Genomic DNA, 16,454 nt, shown 5'->3' with positions numbered 1-16,454 from the left:
GATGGTCGGGTGACGTTCCCCCCTGGTTCCATGCCGCCCGGTATGCCCCCGTACGGACGGGGGGCGGGCGTGCCGCCCGGCGCGCCGCCGCCCCGCATGGCCGGAGCGGGCCGCGGGGCCGGCGGCGGCCGCGGCGAGGCGGTCGCGCTGCCGGGGCCCTGGTACCGGATCCAGGCGATCCCCGCGCCGCAGCGGAACGCGTCCGCCGAATGGGACTTCGTCAGCGTGCTGCCCGCCGCGCTGTCGGCGGCGGGGCGGAACCGCCCGTTCGTCGTCGGGTGGCTGTCGGCGGGCGGCGGCGCCCCGCTGGAGCTGATCACCAACGCGGGCCCGATCGGCGGCCCGGGACCGGACGCGGAGGCGCAGGGCCTGCTGTTCCCGAGCGGCGCCCGCGGCGTCCGGATCGGTGACGGCTGGCTGCGGCAGGCGTCCCGGATGGCCTGGACGCGCTGCCCCGGACGGCTCGCCCCGCAGGTCGGCCCGGCCCTCCCGGCGGGCGGCGGGGCCGGGCCCGGCCTGTTCGAGGCGACGCTCGTCACGCTGATGGAGCGGCCGTTCGGCTGGTTCGTGGTCGCCGAGCCGTGCGACGAGCGGCTGATCGACACCGAGATGCGCGAGCTGCACCACGAGCTGCGGATGCTGCGGCGCGGCGAGGACGAGCAGGCCCGGCTCGCCGTCGCCCGCGCCGACCAGCGGCTCGCCGAGCTGGACGCGTTCCGCGAGGCGGGGCTCTGGCAGGTCCGGGTCCTCGCGGGCGCGGCGACGCAGGCGGAGCTGGGGCAGATCGCGCCGGTCCTCGTCGGCTCGATGGAGCTCGGCCACCACCCGTACCGGCTGCGGTCCGGGCACGGCAGCGGCACGTTCGAGGAGATGCTGCGGCCCGCCGCGGAGCCGGCGCCGCTGCGCCCCGGGGCCGAACCGGAGCAGCGGTTCCCGTTCGTCGCGACGGCGGGCGCGCTCGCCGCCCTCGCGGGCCTGCCGCGCCGCGAGGTGCCGGGCCTGCGCGTCCTCGACGCCGGGTACTTCGACGTGACGTCGGAGACCGACGACGCGCCGCCCCGCCCGCCCGAGGCGCGGATCGAGCTGGGCGCGATCCTCGACGGCCAGGACCGGCAGGTCGGCACGTTCACCGTCCCCCGCTCGACGATCAACCGGCACGTGTTCGTCACCGGCGCGACGGGCGCGGGCAAGTCGCAGACCGTCCGGCACCTGCTGGAGCAGCTGACCCGCGCGGGCGTGCCGTGGCTGGCGATCGAGCCGGCGAAGTCGGAGTACGCCGCGATGGCGGGCCGCATCGAGGACCTCGGCGGCCCGGTCACGGTGGTGAACCCGTCCGACCCGGCGTCGGTGCCGCTGTCGGTGAACCCGCTCGCGCCCGAGCCGGGCTACCCGGTGCAGGCGCACATCGACATGGTCCGCGCGCTGTTCCAGGCCGCGTTCGACGCCGAGGAGCCGTTCCCGCAGATCATGGCGCAGGCGCTGCAGCGCGTCTACGAGACGAACGGCTGGGACGTGGTGACCGGCGCGGGCGTCCCCGGCTCGCTGATCGAGCCGGCCGTCCCGACGCTGGAGCAGCTGCAGAACGCGGCGCTCCAGGTCATCCAGGACGTCGGGTACGGCCGCGAGCTGATGGCCGACGTGCAGGGGTTCGTGGACGTCCGGCTCCGCTCGCTGCGGATCGGGTCGGCGGGCCGGTTCTTCGAGGGCGGCCATCCGGCCGACATCGGCGGGATGCTGCGCGACAACATCGTCCTCGCCATCGAGGACGTCGCGAACGACGAGGACAAGGCGTTCCTCATGGGGACGCTCATCATCCGGATCGTCGAGCACCTGCGGATGCGGGAGCGGCGCCGCGACCGGTCGGACGGCCCGGCGCTGCGGCACGTCATCGTGATCGAGGAGGCGCACCGGCTGCTGCGCAACCGCGGGCCCGAGCGCGGCAGCTCGCACGCGGTCGAGCTGTTCGCGGGGATGCTCGCGGAGATCCGCGCGTACGGCGAGGGCATCATCGTCGCCGAGCAGATCCCGACCAAGCTCGTCCCCGACGTGATCAAGAACACGGCGCTGAAGGTCGTGCACCGGCTGCCCGCGCACGACGACCGGCACCAGGTCGGCGCGGCGATGAACCTGGACGCCGACCAGTCCCGCGAGGTGGTGTCGCTGCGTCCCGGCGTCGCGGCGGTGTTCGCCGACGGGATGGACCGGCCGCTGCGCGTCCGCGTGCCGCTCGGCGAGGGGCGCGAGGCGGAGCTGCCCGGCCCGCCGCCTCCCGTGGACGGCCGCAGGTCGGCGGCGTGCGGCTGCGAGTGCCGGTCCGGACGCGCCTGCACCCTCTACGAGCTGCGCGAGGCCGACCTCGTCGCGGGCCATCCCGACTGGGCGTGGCTGCGGCTGTGGGCGGACACCCTCGTCCTCGCGCATGTCGTGAACCGGCCCGTGCCCGCCGTCCCGCCGGAGCTGGGCCGGGCCTGGTCGCGGCTGACGCCGCGCCTCCGCGAGTGCGCGCTGGCGACGGTCCTCGAACGCGCGGTGACCCGCCGGTCGTGGGCGCTGCGGACCGTGTACCCGCCGTCCGACCTGACCGCGACCGCCGCGGGCGCCGCGCAGAAGCTCCTCGGCGGCGGCACCTCCGGCGCGGCGCCGGGCCCCACCTGGGTGATCCCGCAGGTCCGGTGGCTGCACGAACTCGACCGGCTGTTCCCCTACGGCGGCGGCGCCCCCGACAAGCACGCCCCCGCCCCGCCGCTGGACTACCAGCTCCCCGGCCTCAAGCAGCCGCCTCAGCCGAAGCTCGGCCACCGGCTGCGCGCGCTTCGCCGCCACCCCCTGTCCATGGAACTGGACCGCAACCGTCCTCTCGCCCTGACCGCGCTGGAAGGCGACGACGGCCACGCGGCCTTCTACGCCGACCTCGCCGTCGTCGCGATCGGGCTCCCCGAGGACGAGCAGATCGAGGACGCCGCCCGGACGATGCGAGTCGAGGAGTGGCTGGAGCCGGTGCTGAGCTGGCCGGAGCGCTTCGTCGAGCCGTTCGCCGACCCGTCCGCCGGACTGCCGTTCCTGTCCCGCGACCCCGACCCCGAGCCGGACGGCCCCGACGGCGGGTGAGCACGCGGCGTCAGGGGCGCGCGGCGTCGAACAGGACCAGGCGCAGCCACTCGACGAAGTGGCGGTCGCCCAGATGCGGGTTCCAGACCACGTCGATGCCCAGCCCGGGGAGCGGGAACGGGAACTCCTCGATCCGCAGGCCGACGAGCCTCTGCATCTCCGCGGCGACGCGGAAGCGGAGCAGGGCGACGCCGCCGGCGCGCCCGACGAGGTACGGCACGAGCAGGAAGTCGGAGACCAGCTGCCCGACGCGGTAGCCGATCCCCTTCTCGTCGAGCACCGAGTAGGGGAAGGGCCGCCGCTCGGTGTCCACGACGATGTGCGGCTGCGTGGTGAGCAGGTCGAGCGCGCCCGCCTCCGGCGGCGCGTCGGCCGAGGCCACCACCACGATGCGGTCGTCGTACAGCCGCTCCCGCGGGTACGGCGACGCGAACCCCTCGGAGATCAGGACGGCGTCGACGCCGTGCTCGGTGAAGGTGGACGGGCTCGGCACGGTGATCGTGCGGAGCCGGAGCGTCGCGTGCGGGGCCCGCTCCGCGACGAGCCGTCCCAGCCGCCCGCCGAGGACGAACGCGGTGCTGGTGGTCATCGCGACGGTGATGACGCGGCGGTCCGTCGCCGGGTCGAAGCCGGGGAAGGCGACCACGTCGGCGGCGTGCTGGAGCGTCGCCCGCAGCGGCGCGATCAGCTCCATCGCGCGCGGCGTCAGCGTGACGGCGTTCCCCTGCCGGACGAGCAGGTCGTCGCCGAGCAGGCGCCGCATGCGCCCGAGGGCGTGGCTCATCGCGGGCTGGGTGAGGCCGACGCGCTCGGCCGCCCGGGTCACCGAGCGCTCCTCCAGCAGCGCGAGGAGGGGGACCAGCAGGTTGAGGTTGACCGACGCCAGCCGGTCCAGCCCGGAACCGGTGGTGCCCTTTCCGCCGTCGCTCATCGCGACGAGACTCTACGCGCCGACCCCCTCACGCGGCGGTCCGGCTCACGGGGCGGTCCGGCTCACGGGGCGGTCCGGCTGACGCGGCGCAGGCGGGAAATGGGGACGCGGTGGTTCAGCGCCACGGCCGTCCCGGAACCGTCGCCGCGGGACCAGCGCATCAGCCCGGGCCCGCCGGGACCGCCCTCGACGTACACCGGCGCGCCGTCGACGGGGAGACGGCCGGCGGCCTTGAGGGAGAGGCCGAACTGCTCGGTCCAGAAGTACGGCTGGAACCGCAGCGGCGGCGCCTCCTCCCCGCGCACGAGGGCGGCCCCGGCCGCCTTCGCCTGCTCGATCGCGCTGCTCCACAGCGGGACGCGCCGCCGACCGGACGGCGTCGGGAACGCCGCGAGGTCGCCGGCCGCCGCGACCCCGGGGCGGACGAGCCCACGCGCGTCGACCGGGAGGACGCCGTTCTCCACCAGGCCCGTGCCCGCGAGCCACTCCGTGTTCGGGACGTCGCCGACGGCGGAGACCACCAGCCCCGCCTCGATGACGGTCCCGTCGTCCAAGGCGACCCGTTCGTCTCCCGCACGCCCCTCGATCCGGGCGGCGGCCGTCTCCACGATGGTGAGGCCGCGCTCCACGGCGGCCCGCACGAAGACGTCCGCCAGATACGGTCCGAGCTGCGCGGCCAGCGGGACGCCCTGGGAGACGAGCGTGACGCGGCAGCCCGCCGCCAGGCACGCCGAGGCGATCTCCATGCCGAGCGGGCCGCCGCCGACCACCGCGACCGGCGGGCGCCCGGCGAGCCGCCCGCGCAGGGCGAGGGCGTCGTCGAGCCCGCGCAGGGTGACCTCGCCGGGCAGGCCGGACAGCCGCCGCGCGCGGGAACCGGTCGCGATCACCAGCCCGTCGTACGGGAGATCGGAGCCGTCGTCGAGGCGCACGACCCGGCGCTCCACGTCGAGCCCGCAGGCCCGGACGCCGAGGATCTCCTTCGCCCCGTGCGTGGCGGGCGGAAGCTCGTGGGCCGCCGTGCCGCCGTCGAGCAGGAGCGCCTTCGACAGCGCCGGACGGCTGTACGCGGCGTGCGGCTCGTCGCCGACGATGGTCAGCTCCCCGTCGAACCCGTTCGCCCGCAGCGCGTCGGCCGCGGTGAGCCCGGCGATGCCGTTGCCGGCGACGACGACCCGCCCGATCGGGGCGCTCACGCGAGGCGCAGGGCCGCGACCGGGCAGACGCGGACGGCGGCGGTGGCCAGCGGGGCTTCGGCGTCGCCGATCTCCTCGCGGTCGAGGACGAGCTCGCCCTCGTCGTCGAGGTGCATCAGCTCCGGCGCGGCCTCCTCGCAGAGGCCGTGCCCCTCGCAGCGCGGACGGTCGAGGACGATCTTCATGCGGGGACCACTTCCAGGACGGGGAGCTCGTCGATGCTCCGGGTGATGTTGCTCGGCACCCGCACTTCGGGGCCGGTGACGAGCCGCTCGACGCGGCGGGCGAGCGCCCTGATGACCGCGTGGCCCTCCAGGCGGGCCAGGCCCTGGCCGGCGCAGCCGTGCGGGCCGTACCCGAACGACAGGTGGTCGACCGGGTTGCGCTCGACCAGGAACGCGTCCGGGTCCGCGTAGTGGCGCGGGTCCCGGTTGCCGGCGCCGAACAGGATCGCGACCTTCGCGCCCGCCGGGATCGGGACGCCGTCGATCTCCACGTCCCGGGTCGCGCGGCGTCCCCAGGCGTGGACGGGTGCCCAGTAGCGGAGGGCCTCGTTGAACGCGGCCGGCACCAGAGACGGGTCCTCCCGGACCAGCGCGAGCTGCTCGGGGTGCGCGGCGAAGAGGGCGACGATGTTGCCGATGGCGGCGATCGTCGTGTCGACGCCGGCGCCGAGGTACTGGTGGATGATGTGGCCGGCGGAACCGGACGGGATGTCGCCGCGCGCCTCGGCCTCGAAGATGCCGCGCCCGACCGAGCCGGGCGCGAGGTCGCCGGCGGTGACGCCCGAGCACCACGCGTACAGCTCGCCCGCGATCGGGAAGCTCTCCGCGGTGCGCCGGTTCATCGGCCCGATGACCTGCATCGCCGCCTGGCCCCAGCGCAGCATGCCGGCGCGGACGTGGCCGGTGAACCCGATGAGGTCCGCGACGATCTCCAGCGGGAACGCCCGGGCCAGCGCGTCGACGGCCTCGAACGAGCCCCGGGCGACCAGGTCCGCGACGAGCGCGTCGGCCTTGGCGTCGATGCCGTCCTTGAGGCCCCGCAGCGCCCGCGGCGACAGGCCGGCGGTCAGGGCGGCGCGCAGCCGGGTGTGCTCCGGCGGGTCCGAGGCGAGGGACGTGCCGGCCAGCGCCTCGTTGACGGCCGGGTTGAAGCCGATGGCGCCGGCGGAGGAGAAGGTCTCCCAGTCGCCGAGGGCGCCGCGGATCGCGTCGTACCGCGTCAGCACGTGGACGTCGTTCGCGGGGAGGCGGACGACGGCCCCGAGATCGCGGAGCGCCGCATAGGACGGGTACGGGTCGACGAGCACCCGGTCGTCGAACAGATCGATATCGGAGACGGGAAGGGCTGTGTCGGTCATCGGTTCACCTCGGCTCGGTCGCTGGAGCCCCAGTGAAGCGACCGAACTCACATCAGGCAAACACATGTTCGGCATGGGCGGGCATGCACACCATGCATGACGCGGCGGGAAACGGTGCGGCCCCGGCCCGGCGCCCGGTGGTGCGCGCGGTCGTGACGCCGTTGAACCGTCAGATGTTGTCGCCGTCGCGGGTGGGGAGCCCGGCCTGCTGGGCGATGGGGGTCCAGTAGCCGATGAACTCGTTCTTGGCGTTCGTCGCCTCCTGGTTCACGTCCGCCACCTCGTCGTCGGACGGGCAGCCGGGTGAGACGTCCAGGTAGCGCTGGTTCGACTCGACCGACGCGCGCAGCGCCCGCACCAGCGCGTCCTTCATCGCGGTGCCGTTGTCGAGCGCGCTGACGTCCAGGGCGTTGGCCTTGTCGAGCTGGGACTGCCGCTCGTCGTGGATGCGCTGGAGGCCGTCGGTCGGGCAGCCCTCGGTGACGACGGTGCCCAGCTCGGAACGCGTCTGCGCCATGTCCTCGATCAGGGCGTCGACCGTGCGGGCCTGCGCCGTCATGTCGGCGCTGGGCGAGCCGTCCGGGGTGCTCGGGGACTCGCCCGGGCTCTGGTCGTCGGTCGTGACCGGCTGGCCCGCCGGCGAGGACGCCGGCCCGGCGACGGACCTGGCGGGCTTGCCCGATCCGCTCGGCCAGAACACGATGCCGAGCGCGACCACGACGAGGAGCACCACGCCCGCCGCGATGAGGAAGTACAGCGCGTTGTTCCGCTTCGGCGGCGCCGGCGGCTGCCAGATGGCGGGCTCGGCCCACGGCTCCGGCCCGAGCTGCGTCGACCGCTCGGCCCACGGCTCGGCACCGAGCTGCGTCGACCGCTCGTCGGACGGCGGCATCGGGGTGGTGTAGTCCACCGGCGGCTGCCACTGCCCGGGGTCCGGCGCGTCCGGCACGGGGATCCACGGAGGCGGCAGCGGCTCGGCGGGACCGGCGCCGAACCCGGACGGGGGCGCGCCGCCGGGCGGCTGCTCGAACGGGTTCCCCTGCCCGCCGGACGGGGCGGGCGGGACGCCGTGGTCGCGCGTCGCCTCGTCGTCCATGGACGGGTCGCGCGCGGTCTCCTCGCTCGCGGACAGCGTGTGGCCGGGACCGTCCGGCGACGCCGGCCGCACCGGCGCGTTGCAGCGCGTGCAACGGGGGAGCGCCGGATTGGTGTCGCTTCCGCAGCCCGGACACCGCATAACAGCCCCTTACCCCGTGAGGTGCATCGGGGACAAGATACTGCCCCGTCCCCGAGAACGGACGGCTCCTCCGCGGGTCGCAACCCGGTTGTGATCGGACGGTCACGCCCGCGGACGGCTCACCCGGCGGCTCGTGCGCGGGCCGCGCGGGCCGCCGGGACGGGCGCGGGCGGGCGCCGATCGGGCCCGCCCCCGCCAGCCGGTCAGACCCGCTGCCAGCTCCGCACCGGCTGCCCGGTCTTCCTCGCGACCGGGTTCCACACCGCGACGAACCGCTGCTTGGCGAGCGTCGCGCGGCGCTCGCCCTGCGCGCGTCCCGGCACGTGCGCCGCGTCCGGCCTCGGCTTGCCGTGGCAGTGCGCCCGGCTCCGCTGCGCCCACTGCAGCAGGAGCTGGTCGACCTGCAGCGACGCCTGCAGCGCCTGGGACAGCGACGTCCGCAGCTGCTCGCCCTTCGTCAGCTGGCCGACCTTGAGGTTGCGGGTCCGGTTCAGCTGGTTCTGGCGGCGCTGGACGGCGTTCTGGAACCCCTGGACCGCGGCCGGCAGGTCCTTGCAGCGGCCCGCCCGCCCGAGCGCCCCGGCGAGGACGCGGCGCGCGTCGACGCTCGCGTCCAGCACCGCGCTCATGGCCTCGGCCTGCTGCTTCTCCGCGTCGCTGATCTTCTCCTTCTGCGCCACCGGCCGGCTGGACGACTTGGAGGCCTTCGGAGACGTATCGTCCTTGCCGCCCGACGGCCACGCGACGAACGCGACCGCGACGAGCGCCACGGCGACGAGGGCCGCGACGCCGATCAGCAGCGGCTTGCTCGTCCCGCCGCCGGAACGCGCCGGGCCCGGCGGGTAACCACCGGGGCCGCCCGGACCGCCCGGACCGCCGGGGCCCATCTGGCCCATCGGCATGCCCTGGTTCCCCATGGGCATGCCCTGGTTCATCGGGTCGCCGTAGCCGCCGGGCGCGCCGAACCCGCCGGGGCCGCCGGGGCCCATCGGGGGAGCGCCCATGACGGACGTGCCGCCCGGGTCCATCCGGGTCTGGTCGAACCCGCCGCCAGAGCCGAAGTCCATCCTGGTCGGGCCGTCGAGCGGCGCGCCGCCCATGGGGCCCGCGCCCATCGGACCCGTGCCCATGGGGCCGCCGGGGGCGATCTGCGTCGCGTCCGCGTCCGGCAGCGGCGGCGTTCCGGGCGGCGGCGTGCCGCCGCCCGGCTGCGGCGCGCCCCACCCCTGGTCGGCGGGCGGCTGCTGGGAACCGTAGATCTGGGTGGCCTCCGCCGCGTCCTGCGGGTCGGGCCTGCGCGGCTGGGCGAACCACGAGTCCGGGACGATCGACTCGACGGGCGGCAGCTCCGCCTCCGGGGCGAGCGCCCCGCCGGGGAACCCGCCGGCGGGCGGCAGCGCGGCCGCGCCGGGCGCGGCGCCCAGCGCCGGCTGCTGCCCGTTCGCCTGCCCGTTCGCTTGGCCGTACGCCTGCCCGTTCGCTTGGCCGTTCGCTTGGCCGTTCGCGTTCGCCTGCTCGCCGCCCCACGCCGCCTGCGGCGGGGCTCCAGCGCCGTTCGCGCCCGCGTTCGCACCGTTCGCCTGGCCGTTGCCCGCGGGAAGCGCGGGCATGCCGCCGGTGGGCGTGTAGCCCTCCTGGTCCGGGTCGAACGTCCACGTCGCGGTGGACTCGGGGTCGGCGGGCGCCGGGTTGGCGGACGCCCACGCGGGCGTCGGCGGCGGCACCATCATCGTCTTCTCGCCGAGGCCCGACCTCTCCTCGACCGCGGCGGCGGCACCGTTCTGCACGGGCGCCGGAAGCGGGCCGACCGAGTACACGTCGATCGGCGCGTCGCAGTTCGAACACTTGCCGAGCGTCCCGGGCGTGTGAGAACCGCACGTCGGACACTGCATCGCTCTGACCTCGCCTTGTCGCCGCTTGCCACGCCTGCGCATTCCGGCCCGAGGGCTCGGGCGGGCTGCCCTTCCCCCGCAAACCGGCAGGGCTCCCGACAAAAGTAGTGGGTGAAGTCGTCCGAGGGCGCGTGGATGGGAATCTGGACTCACCGCTGACGGGCTCGCACCGAATCACGACAGCTCGGTACCGGTCAAGATTGCCGCCGGTGGTTTACCGGAACGCCTGTGAGGCTGCTCACATCTTAGGGCGGGCGGCGTCGCGCCGCCGGAGAACCGCCCGCACCCGCCGCCGCAACACGCCCGGCGCGCGGCGAGCGCCGCGCGCAGCGGCTAGGCTCGGAGCGGTTCAGGGCGCACTGAACAAGACAGGCGCATCCAGAGAAGACGGAGTCCATGAGCGATCTTCCGCTGCGTTCGCAGCTGGCCGTCGCGCTCGGTCGTACGGCCGCCAAGATGTCCCGGATGGCGGGCCGCGGGGACGGCTCGGTGATCGGCGGGCGGCTCGGCCTGCGACTCGACCCCGAGCTGCTCACCAGGCTCGCCAAGGACCGCAAGCTCGTCCTCGTCAGCGCCACCAACGGCAAGACGACGACGACCCGGCTGATCACCTCGGCGATGACCCCGCTGGGCGAGGTCGCCACCAACGCCTTCGGCGCGAACATGCCCACCGGGCACGTGTCCGCGCTCGCGTCCGCGCCCACCGCCCGCTACGGCGTGCTGGAATGCGACGAGAAGTACGTCCCGATGGTCCTGCGGGAGACCGGCGCGAACATCGTCGCGCTGATGAACCTCAGCCGCGACCAGATGGACCGCGCCGCCGAGATCTGGCTGCTCGCCGGCAAGTGGCGGCGCGCCCTGGAGGCGTCCCCGAACAGCCACGTCATCGCCAACTGCGACGACCCCCTGGTCACCTGGGGTGCGTCGTCCGCCAAGAGCGTCACGTGGGTCGCCGCGGGCCAGCACTGGCGCGAGGACTCCTGGTGCTGCCCCGAGTGCGGCGGCCCCCTCGACCGGCAGGACACCGACGAGGACAGCGACTGGGCGTGCCGGCAGTGCCACTTCCGCCGGCCCCGCCCCGACTGGGCGCTGAAGGGCGACCAGATCACCGGCCCCGACGGCCGCGCCTTCTCCCTCTCCCAGCTGTCCCTGCCCGGCCGCGCCAACCGGTCGAACGCGCTCATCGCGCTCGCGGTCGTCGCCCAGTTCGGCGTCCCGCCCGAGCAGGCGCTGCCGCTGCTGTCGCAGGTGCGGTCGGTCGCCGGCCGCTACACCACCGTCGAGCACCAGGGCCGCACGCTCCGGCTGCTGCTGTCGAAGAACCCGGCCGGCTGGCTGGAGGCGTTCGACGTCCTGCAGCCCGCGCCCGGCCCCGTCGCCCTGTCGATCAACGCGCAGGGCCCCGATGGCCGCGACACCTCCTGGCTGTGGGACGTCGACTACCGCATCCTGCGCGGCCGCCCCGTCTGGGTCGCCGGCGAGCGCCGCATCGACCTCGCCGCCCGCCTCGAGGCCGCCGACGTGCAGTTCACCGTGGTGGACGACTTCGACCAGGCCGTCATGGCGGTCCCGCCCGGGCACCTGGACGTGATCGCCAACTACACCGCCTTCCAGAGCATCCGAACGAGGTACGGCCGTGTCGTCTGACCGCATCAAGATCGTCTGGATCTACCCGGACCTGCTCAGCACCTACGGCGACCAGGGCAACACCATCGTCCTGGAGCGCCGCGCGGCGCTGCGCGGCATCCGCACCGAGACCGTCAACCTGCGCTCGGACGAGCCCGTCCCCGCCGACGGCGACATCTACCTGCTCGGCGGCGGCGAGGACCGGCCGCAGATCCTCGCCGCGCAGCGGCTGCTCGGCGACGGCGGCCTCGCCCGCGCCGTGCAGTCCGGCGCCGTGGTCTTCGCGGTCTGCGCCGGCTACCAGCTGCTCGGCCACGAGTTCGGCGGCGAGGAGGGCCAGCCCGTCCGCGGACTCGGCCTGCTCGACATCAGCTCCGGGCGCGGCGAGCAGCGCGCCGTCGGCGAGATCGTCGGGGACGTCGCGGGCGAGCTGAACGTGCCGCGCATCACCGGCTTCGAGAACCACCAGGGCGTCACCCGCCTCGGCCCGAACGCCCGCCCGTTCGCGAAGGTCGTGCACGGCATCGGCAACGGCGACGGCTATGAGGGCGCCTACGCGGGCCGCGTCCTCGGCACCTACATGCACGGCCCGGCGCTCGTCCGCAACCCGGGGCTCGCCGACCTGCTGCTGCGCTGGGCCGTCGGCCACGAACTGCAGCCGATCGACGACTCGTGGGCGGGCCGCCTCCGCGAGGAGCGCCTCGCCGCCGTCCTCGGCTGACCGGCAGCGGACGCCGGACCGCCCGTTTTCCGGCACCTTCCTCGAATAGGATTCGGCGTCCTGCCGGATCCGATCATGGAGGTGCCGTGTCGGCGAGGACGAAACTGGCGGAGCGACTGGCTCCCCAACTGGCGCCGGACGAAGCGGTCGACACCGTGGTCGTGGCCCAGCTCAAGCGGGGCATGAAGAAGCAGCTCGGCAAGGGCCTGGCCACGGGCCTCGCCACGGGCCTGGCCACCGGCCTCGCGACGGCGGCGGCCACTGGCGGGGTGGGGCTCGTGGTCGTGGCGGTGCCGCCGGCCGTGTGGGTCGTCGTGACGTCGCACCGGGTGCTGATGTTCAAGCGGATCAACGGGAGCTCCCGCCCCGGCGCGCTCGTGTTCGACGCGCCGCGGGAGGCGCTCGCGGCCGAGCGGAAGAGCGGCCTGCTGAACCAGGTCGTCATCGCCGACCGGAGCGACGGGCAGTCGCTCGTCCGGCTGAACCTCGGCGTGCGGAAGAAGGCCGCGAACGAGATCGTGGCCTCCATCGAACGCTGAACCGCCCTCCGGAGCCTCCGGACCGCGGACAGCAGACGGTCGCCCCGCGGCCGGTCGGCTTGCGGGCGCTCGGCTTGCGGGCGGTTGTCCTGCGGGCGGCGGGCCTGTGGGCGGCGGGCCTGCAGGCGGCGGGCCTGAGGGCGGTTGTCCTGCGGGCGGCGGCCCGCGCGTGGCGGCGTGCCGGGCTTGCGGGCCGGGCCGTCTCGGCGGCGATCCGGTGAACGTTCCGTCAGGGGTCTGGCGGCGCATCCGGCGGGCTGCCACCGTGGCGATCATGATCTGCTGCCGTCCCGGCCGCCGCGACCTGCTGCGCTGGAGCGCGATCGTGGCGGGGGCGGGCCTGCTGCCCGCCCTCGACCCGCCCTCCGCGCGCGCCGCCGGCTCCGCCCGCCCGGTGAACCTCGAACTGGTGACGCTGACCGAGACGTCCGCCGTCCTCACCTGGTACACCGGCGTCCCCGGCACCGACGACGGCCTGGGACGGATGCAGCCCGCCCCGTCGGACGCCGAGGTGCTCTACGGGACGCACCCGTCCCGCCTCACCCGCTCGGCCCACGGGCCGTCGGGTACGCCGTACCACTACGTCGAACTCACCGATCTGGAACCGGGCCGCACCTATTACTACAAGGCGCGGTCCAACGGCGCCGCCGCCACCGCGACCGGGCTCGCGGGCGGCCAGGCGGCGGGCGTCCCGCAGGGGGACGTGTTCGCGTTCACCACGCCCCAGCCGCCGCCCGGCAGGCACCTCTTCTCCATCGCGCTCTGCAACGACCTGCATCTCGGGGAGACCGTCGCCGGGCTCATCGGGCAGCTCCCCTGGATCGCGGGGATCTCGCAGGTGCCGGGCCACGCCCCCTACCCGGAGATCATGGCGAAGGCACTGATCGCGGACGCCCGCGCGCGGGGCGCCGACCATCTGCTCGCCGCCGGGGACGTCTCCAGCGAGGCGGCCCCCGCCGACCTGCACGAGGCGAAGAGCATCCTCGACACCTTCGGCACTTATGCGCAGGACTATCTCGTCGCTCGCGGCAACCACGATCGCGCCCATGAAGGCGCCGCCTATTCCACCTGCACGGTCGGCCGGTACCAGGGCAACGACTGTTTCCAGGACGCCTTCTTCCCGTCCGGTCCCAGCTATTTCGCCCACGACCTGCACGGGCTCCGCGTCATCGGCCTCGACACCTATGACAAGCCCGGGAACGGCGGCGACTCCGGCGGGTTGTCGCCGGAACAGCAGTCCTGGTTCGACGCCGAACTCAAGAAGGACCCGGACCGTCCGACGCTCGTCTTCGGGCACCACCCGCTCTTCACCGAGAACGACCCGCTGTCCGCCACTGGCGCCCATTCCCTCGACGCCGGGCAATCGCTGCGCATTCTCGGCGCCTATGCCCGCACCCCCGGCGTCTTCCTCCACCACGCCGGCCATACCCACCGGAACCAGCGGTCGGTGTTCCCGCTGGCGCCGAAGGTCGTGCAGCAGGAGGTCGGCGCCGTCAAGGAGTATCCCGGCGGCTTCACGCTGCTCCGCGTCCACAGCGGCGGTTACGCGCTGAACTTCTACAAGACACGCAGTGCGGAGGCCCGGGCGTGGAGCGAGCGGAGTCGGCAGGAACTGTCCGGGCTCTGGCCGCAACTGTCCCTGGGCAACCGCGTCACCGACCGCAATTCCGTCGTTCGCCGTGACCTTTCCGGGCTCGCGGCCGCCGGCTGAGGCAGCCGATGGCGTGTGCGTGAACGTTCGGTGACGCGGCTCCCGGAAATGTGCGCCGGCACGTACGCTGACCGTACTGGCGACGTTTTCGGGGGATCTCGTGCCGACACGCGGCTGGCTGAGCCGGATCGACGAGGCGTCCGGCACGCTGCTGGTCGGCGTCGCCATTGTGGCGGGCGCCGCGGTGGTTTTGGGATTGCTCGCCTGCGTGGTGCTGGTCTTCGCCGGTGTCGTCCACGCCCTGATTCCGTACTGGGCTTACGTCCTCGCGGCGTTCGGCCTGCTGGTCGTCCTTCCGCTGACCGTCAGCGGCATCCGGCACTCGGCGCGTTCGTCGGAGCGGAGGTCCGAGCCGCCGTATCGGGGACCGTCTGTTTCGTCCTACCTGGGGACGTCCGGCTTGGACGTGCCGCCCAGGCGCCATAGCGGGACGTCCATCGACTGGCACACCTCCACGACCTATTCATGCCGCCGCTGCGGTCATAACTGGACGTCGCACGGGCGCGGGCAGGGAACCTGCTCGGTGGAAGGACCGCCCTACACGACGGAGACAACCGTCGGCTGGGAAGGCGACATCGTCCAGACCGAGAGCGGCACCCCGTGCGGGTGCAGCCGGTACGAGGGCATCGAGCCGTCATGACATGGCTGCGCAAGATCGACGAAGCGCTGGGGTGGCTGTTCCGCGTCCTCGCGGTCGTCGTCCTGGTGGCGGGCGCGCTCGGCCTGCTCGCCTCCGTCGCCCTCATCGTGGCCGGGCTGTTCAACATCTCCCCCTTCCTCGCGCTCGGGGCCGTCGGGGTGGTGAGCCTGCTGTTCTACCTGGCGCGCAACACGGAAGGCGGCTCCCCGACCGAACCCGGACAGCCGGGCGACTGGTACTAGCGCTCGTCCGAGACCGCCTGGCGCCTGCTCCACCAGTCCTGCCTGCCTCACCGACACCGCGATCGCCGGGACGGCCCGAGCGCTGCCGGCCTGGTTCGTCTGGACGGGTGATGAGGGTCGTGATGTCGACGTCCCTGCACCGCCCGCCGCCCGCCGCTCGGCACGCTGCACCCGGCACGCCGCATGCCAGCCCCACGCGAACGCCCCGACGTTGTGACTACGAACGACATCGAGCCGCAGCCACCGCAGATGCTGCCCCTGCGCAGCCGAGTCTCCATCACCGAAGTGGAGGGCACGTTCCCCGAACAGGCCGCAGCGGTTGCCGCTACCTCGGCGAGGAGGGCAGCTCCGCCCATGAAGGGGCGTGCTGTGAAGGGGAGAGCGCAGGGAGGCTGAGGCTGGACGGGGCGGGACGCTCTCAACCCGACCTGCGCCCAGTGCGATTTGGCCGCGGCGATACGCATCGACGATTCCTCGCTGTGGCAGGGCGCCTGGCCGGATCCGCGTTCTGGGACGCGCCCGCAGAGGTGGCGCTCGCCCACCTGCTGGTCGCTCCGTCGATATCGTCTTGGCCCCGGTGCGCCCGCAAATCGGCGAAGTATGACGGTCGCCGTCCAGAACGACCGATTCGGCGTCGTCTGATGCAGTGTTGATTCATGCGGTGTCGGACCGGTGCCGGGTCGTTCGATGTGGCGCTGACGGGAGCGGTATCGGTCGAGGCGGTGCAGACTGGCGTCATGCGGCCCGGGGCGGGGCGGCCTGAAGTGGTGCCGTTGGCCGTCAATGTAGGGGTGCGGTTGGTCTCGCCCTACAAGGGGACGGCTGCTCCAGTCGTGGGCGGCTTACCGAAAGGTCCCTGGCGAGACGACCCGCCGCCGCGACTTTGGAAGCGCTGATCAGGCCAATCTCAGAACATCCTTAGGCTGTCTTGGGTGCTGTCGGAGGCTGGGCGGCCGTGGCTTCGTCAGATCTGTGGCTGAGTAAGCGAATCCTCGTACTGGCCTCCGGCCTAGCCTAGTGATGCAGGAACCGGCATTGTCGATCACGGCTCTTAGCTTCGTTGCTGATGTAGATGGGAATTCAAGGTGCGAACTGTTTGAATGTTCAATTGCTACGAGGTTAAAAGGGTGTTCGGGTGGTGGGGTGGCGCTGGCGTACGGGGCCGCCCCTCCAAAGTCAAGGGCGCCTTCGGCGTCGCTTCGCGATGGACTTCGTCCACCCTTGACTTTGGAGCCTCTGCGGCCCCTG

The 16,454-nt window shown here is 73.9% G+C and carries 13 protein-coding genes; 7 read left to right on the top strand and 6 right to left on the bottom strand.

What is annotated here, in order from left to right; genetic code table 11:
- Positions 1-9 precede the first annotated feature (9 nt).
- Complete coding sequence (locus tag J4557_RS41495; protein WP_307800506.1) at positions 10-3,108, top strand: ATP-binding protein; 3,099 nt, start codon at positions 10-12, stop codon at positions 3,106-3,108.
- Between the two features lie 10 nt (positions 3,109-3,118).
- Here the strand turns inward: J4557_RS41495 and J4557_RS41490 are convergent, their stop codons facing one another.
- The 6 genes from J4557_RS41490 to J4557_RS41465 form a co-directional block, all read right to left on the bottom strand.
- Complete coding sequence (locus J4557_RS41490; RefSeq protein ID WP_208272323.1) at positions 3,119-4,039, bottom strand: LysR family transcriptional regulator; 921 nt, start codon at positions 4,037-4,039, stop codon at positions 3,119-3,121.
- 62 nt (positions 4,040-4,101) lie between these two features.
- On the bottom strand, positions 4,102-5,235 hold the full coding sequence (locus J4557_RS41485) for an NAD(P)/FAD-dependent oxidoreductase (RefSeq protein ID WP_208272322.1): 1,134 nt from the start codon (positions 5,233-5,235) through the stop codon (positions 4,102-4,104).
- On the bottom strand, positions 5,232-5,420 hold the full coding sequence (locus J4557_RS41480) for a ferredoxin (RefSeq protein WP_208272321.1): 189 nt from the start codon (positions 5,418-5,420) through the stop codon (positions 5,232-5,234). Before J4557_RS41480 ends, J4557_RS41485 begins: the two co-directional genes overlap by 4 nt.
- On the bottom strand, positions 5,417-6,598 hold the full coding sequence (locus J4557_RS41475; protein ID WP_243777192.1) for a cytochrome P450: 1,182 nt from the start codon (positions 6,596-6,598) through the stop codon (positions 5,417-5,419). The genes J4557_RS41480 and J4557_RS41475 overlap by 4 nt, the downstream gene beginning before the upstream one ends.
- 169 nt (positions 6,599-6,767) lie before the next feature.
- Positions 6,768-7,766 (bottom strand): hypothetical protein, encoded by a 999-nt coding sequence (locus tag J4557_RS41470; protein WP_208272319.1) that lies wholly within the window; start codon positions 7,764-7,766, stop codon positions 6,768-6,770.
- A gap of 272 nt (positions 7,767-8,038) precedes the next feature.
- Positions 8,039-9,727 carry a hypothetical protein gene (locus tag J4557_RS41465; protein WP_208272318.1) on the bottom strand — a complete coding sequence of 563 codons (1,689 nt, stop codon included), beginning with the start codon at positions 9,725-9,727 and terminating at the stop codon, positions 8,039-8,041.
- Positions 9,728-10,123: 396 nt separating this feature from the next.
- Between J4557_RS41465 and J4557_RS41460 the strand changes: the two genes are divergently transcribed.
- The 6 genes from J4557_RS41460 to J4557_RS41435 all read left to right on the top strand — a co-directional run bounded on the left by J4557_RS41460 (position 10,124) and on the right by J4557_RS41435 (position 15,206).
- Positions 10,124-11,374: a Mur ligase family protein gene (locus J4557_RS41460; RefSeq protein ID WP_208272317.1), complete on the top strand. Its 1,251-nt coding sequence runs from the start codon at positions 10,124-10,126 to the stop codon at positions 11,372-11,374.
- The gene (locus J4557_RS41455; protein WP_208272316.1) at positions 11,364-12,074 is read left to right on the top strand and encodes a type 1 glutamine amidotransferase; all 711 of its coding nucleotides are present in this window, start codon (positions 11,364-11,366) and stop codon (positions 12,072-12,074) included. The genes J4557_RS41460 and J4557_RS41455 overlap by 11 nt, the downstream gene beginning before the upstream one ends.
- Before the next feature lie 86 nt (positions 12,075-12,160).
- Positions 12,161-12,613: a hypothetical protein gene (locus J4557_RS41450; protein ID WP_208272315.1), complete on the top strand. Its 453-nt coding sequence runs from the start codon at positions 12,161-12,163 to the stop codon at positions 12,611-12,613.
- A 274-nt stretch (positions 12,614-12,887) separates the two neighbouring features.
- Positions 12,888-14,324, top strand: coding sequence for a purple acid phosphatase family protein (locus J4557_RS41445; RefSeq protein WP_208272314.1), 1,437 nt, complete (start codon positions 12,888-12,890; stop codon positions 14,322-14,324).
- Between the two features lie 100 nt (positions 14,325-14,424).
- Positions 14,425-14,964, top strand: coding sequence for a hypothetical protein (locus J4557_RS41440; RefSeq protein WP_208272313.1), 540 nt, complete (start codon positions 14,425-14,427; stop codon positions 14,962-14,964).
- Positions 14,961-15,206, top strand: a complete 246-nt coding sequence (locus tag J4557_RS41435; RefSeq protein WP_208272312.1) for a hypothetical protein — start codon at positions 14,961-14,963, stop codon at positions 15,204-15,206. The genes J4557_RS41440 and J4557_RS41435 overlap by 4 nt, the downstream gene beginning before the upstream one ends.
- Positions 15,207-16,454 lie beyond the last annotated feature (1,248 nt).

The organism is Actinomadura nitritigenes (assembly GCF_017573545.1).
Taxonomy (GTDB): Bacteria; Actinomycetota; Actinomycetes; order Streptosporangiales; family Streptosporangiaceae; genus Spirillospora; species Spirillospora nitritigenes.
This window is presented reverse-complemented; position numbering and strand designations above follow the sequence as displayed.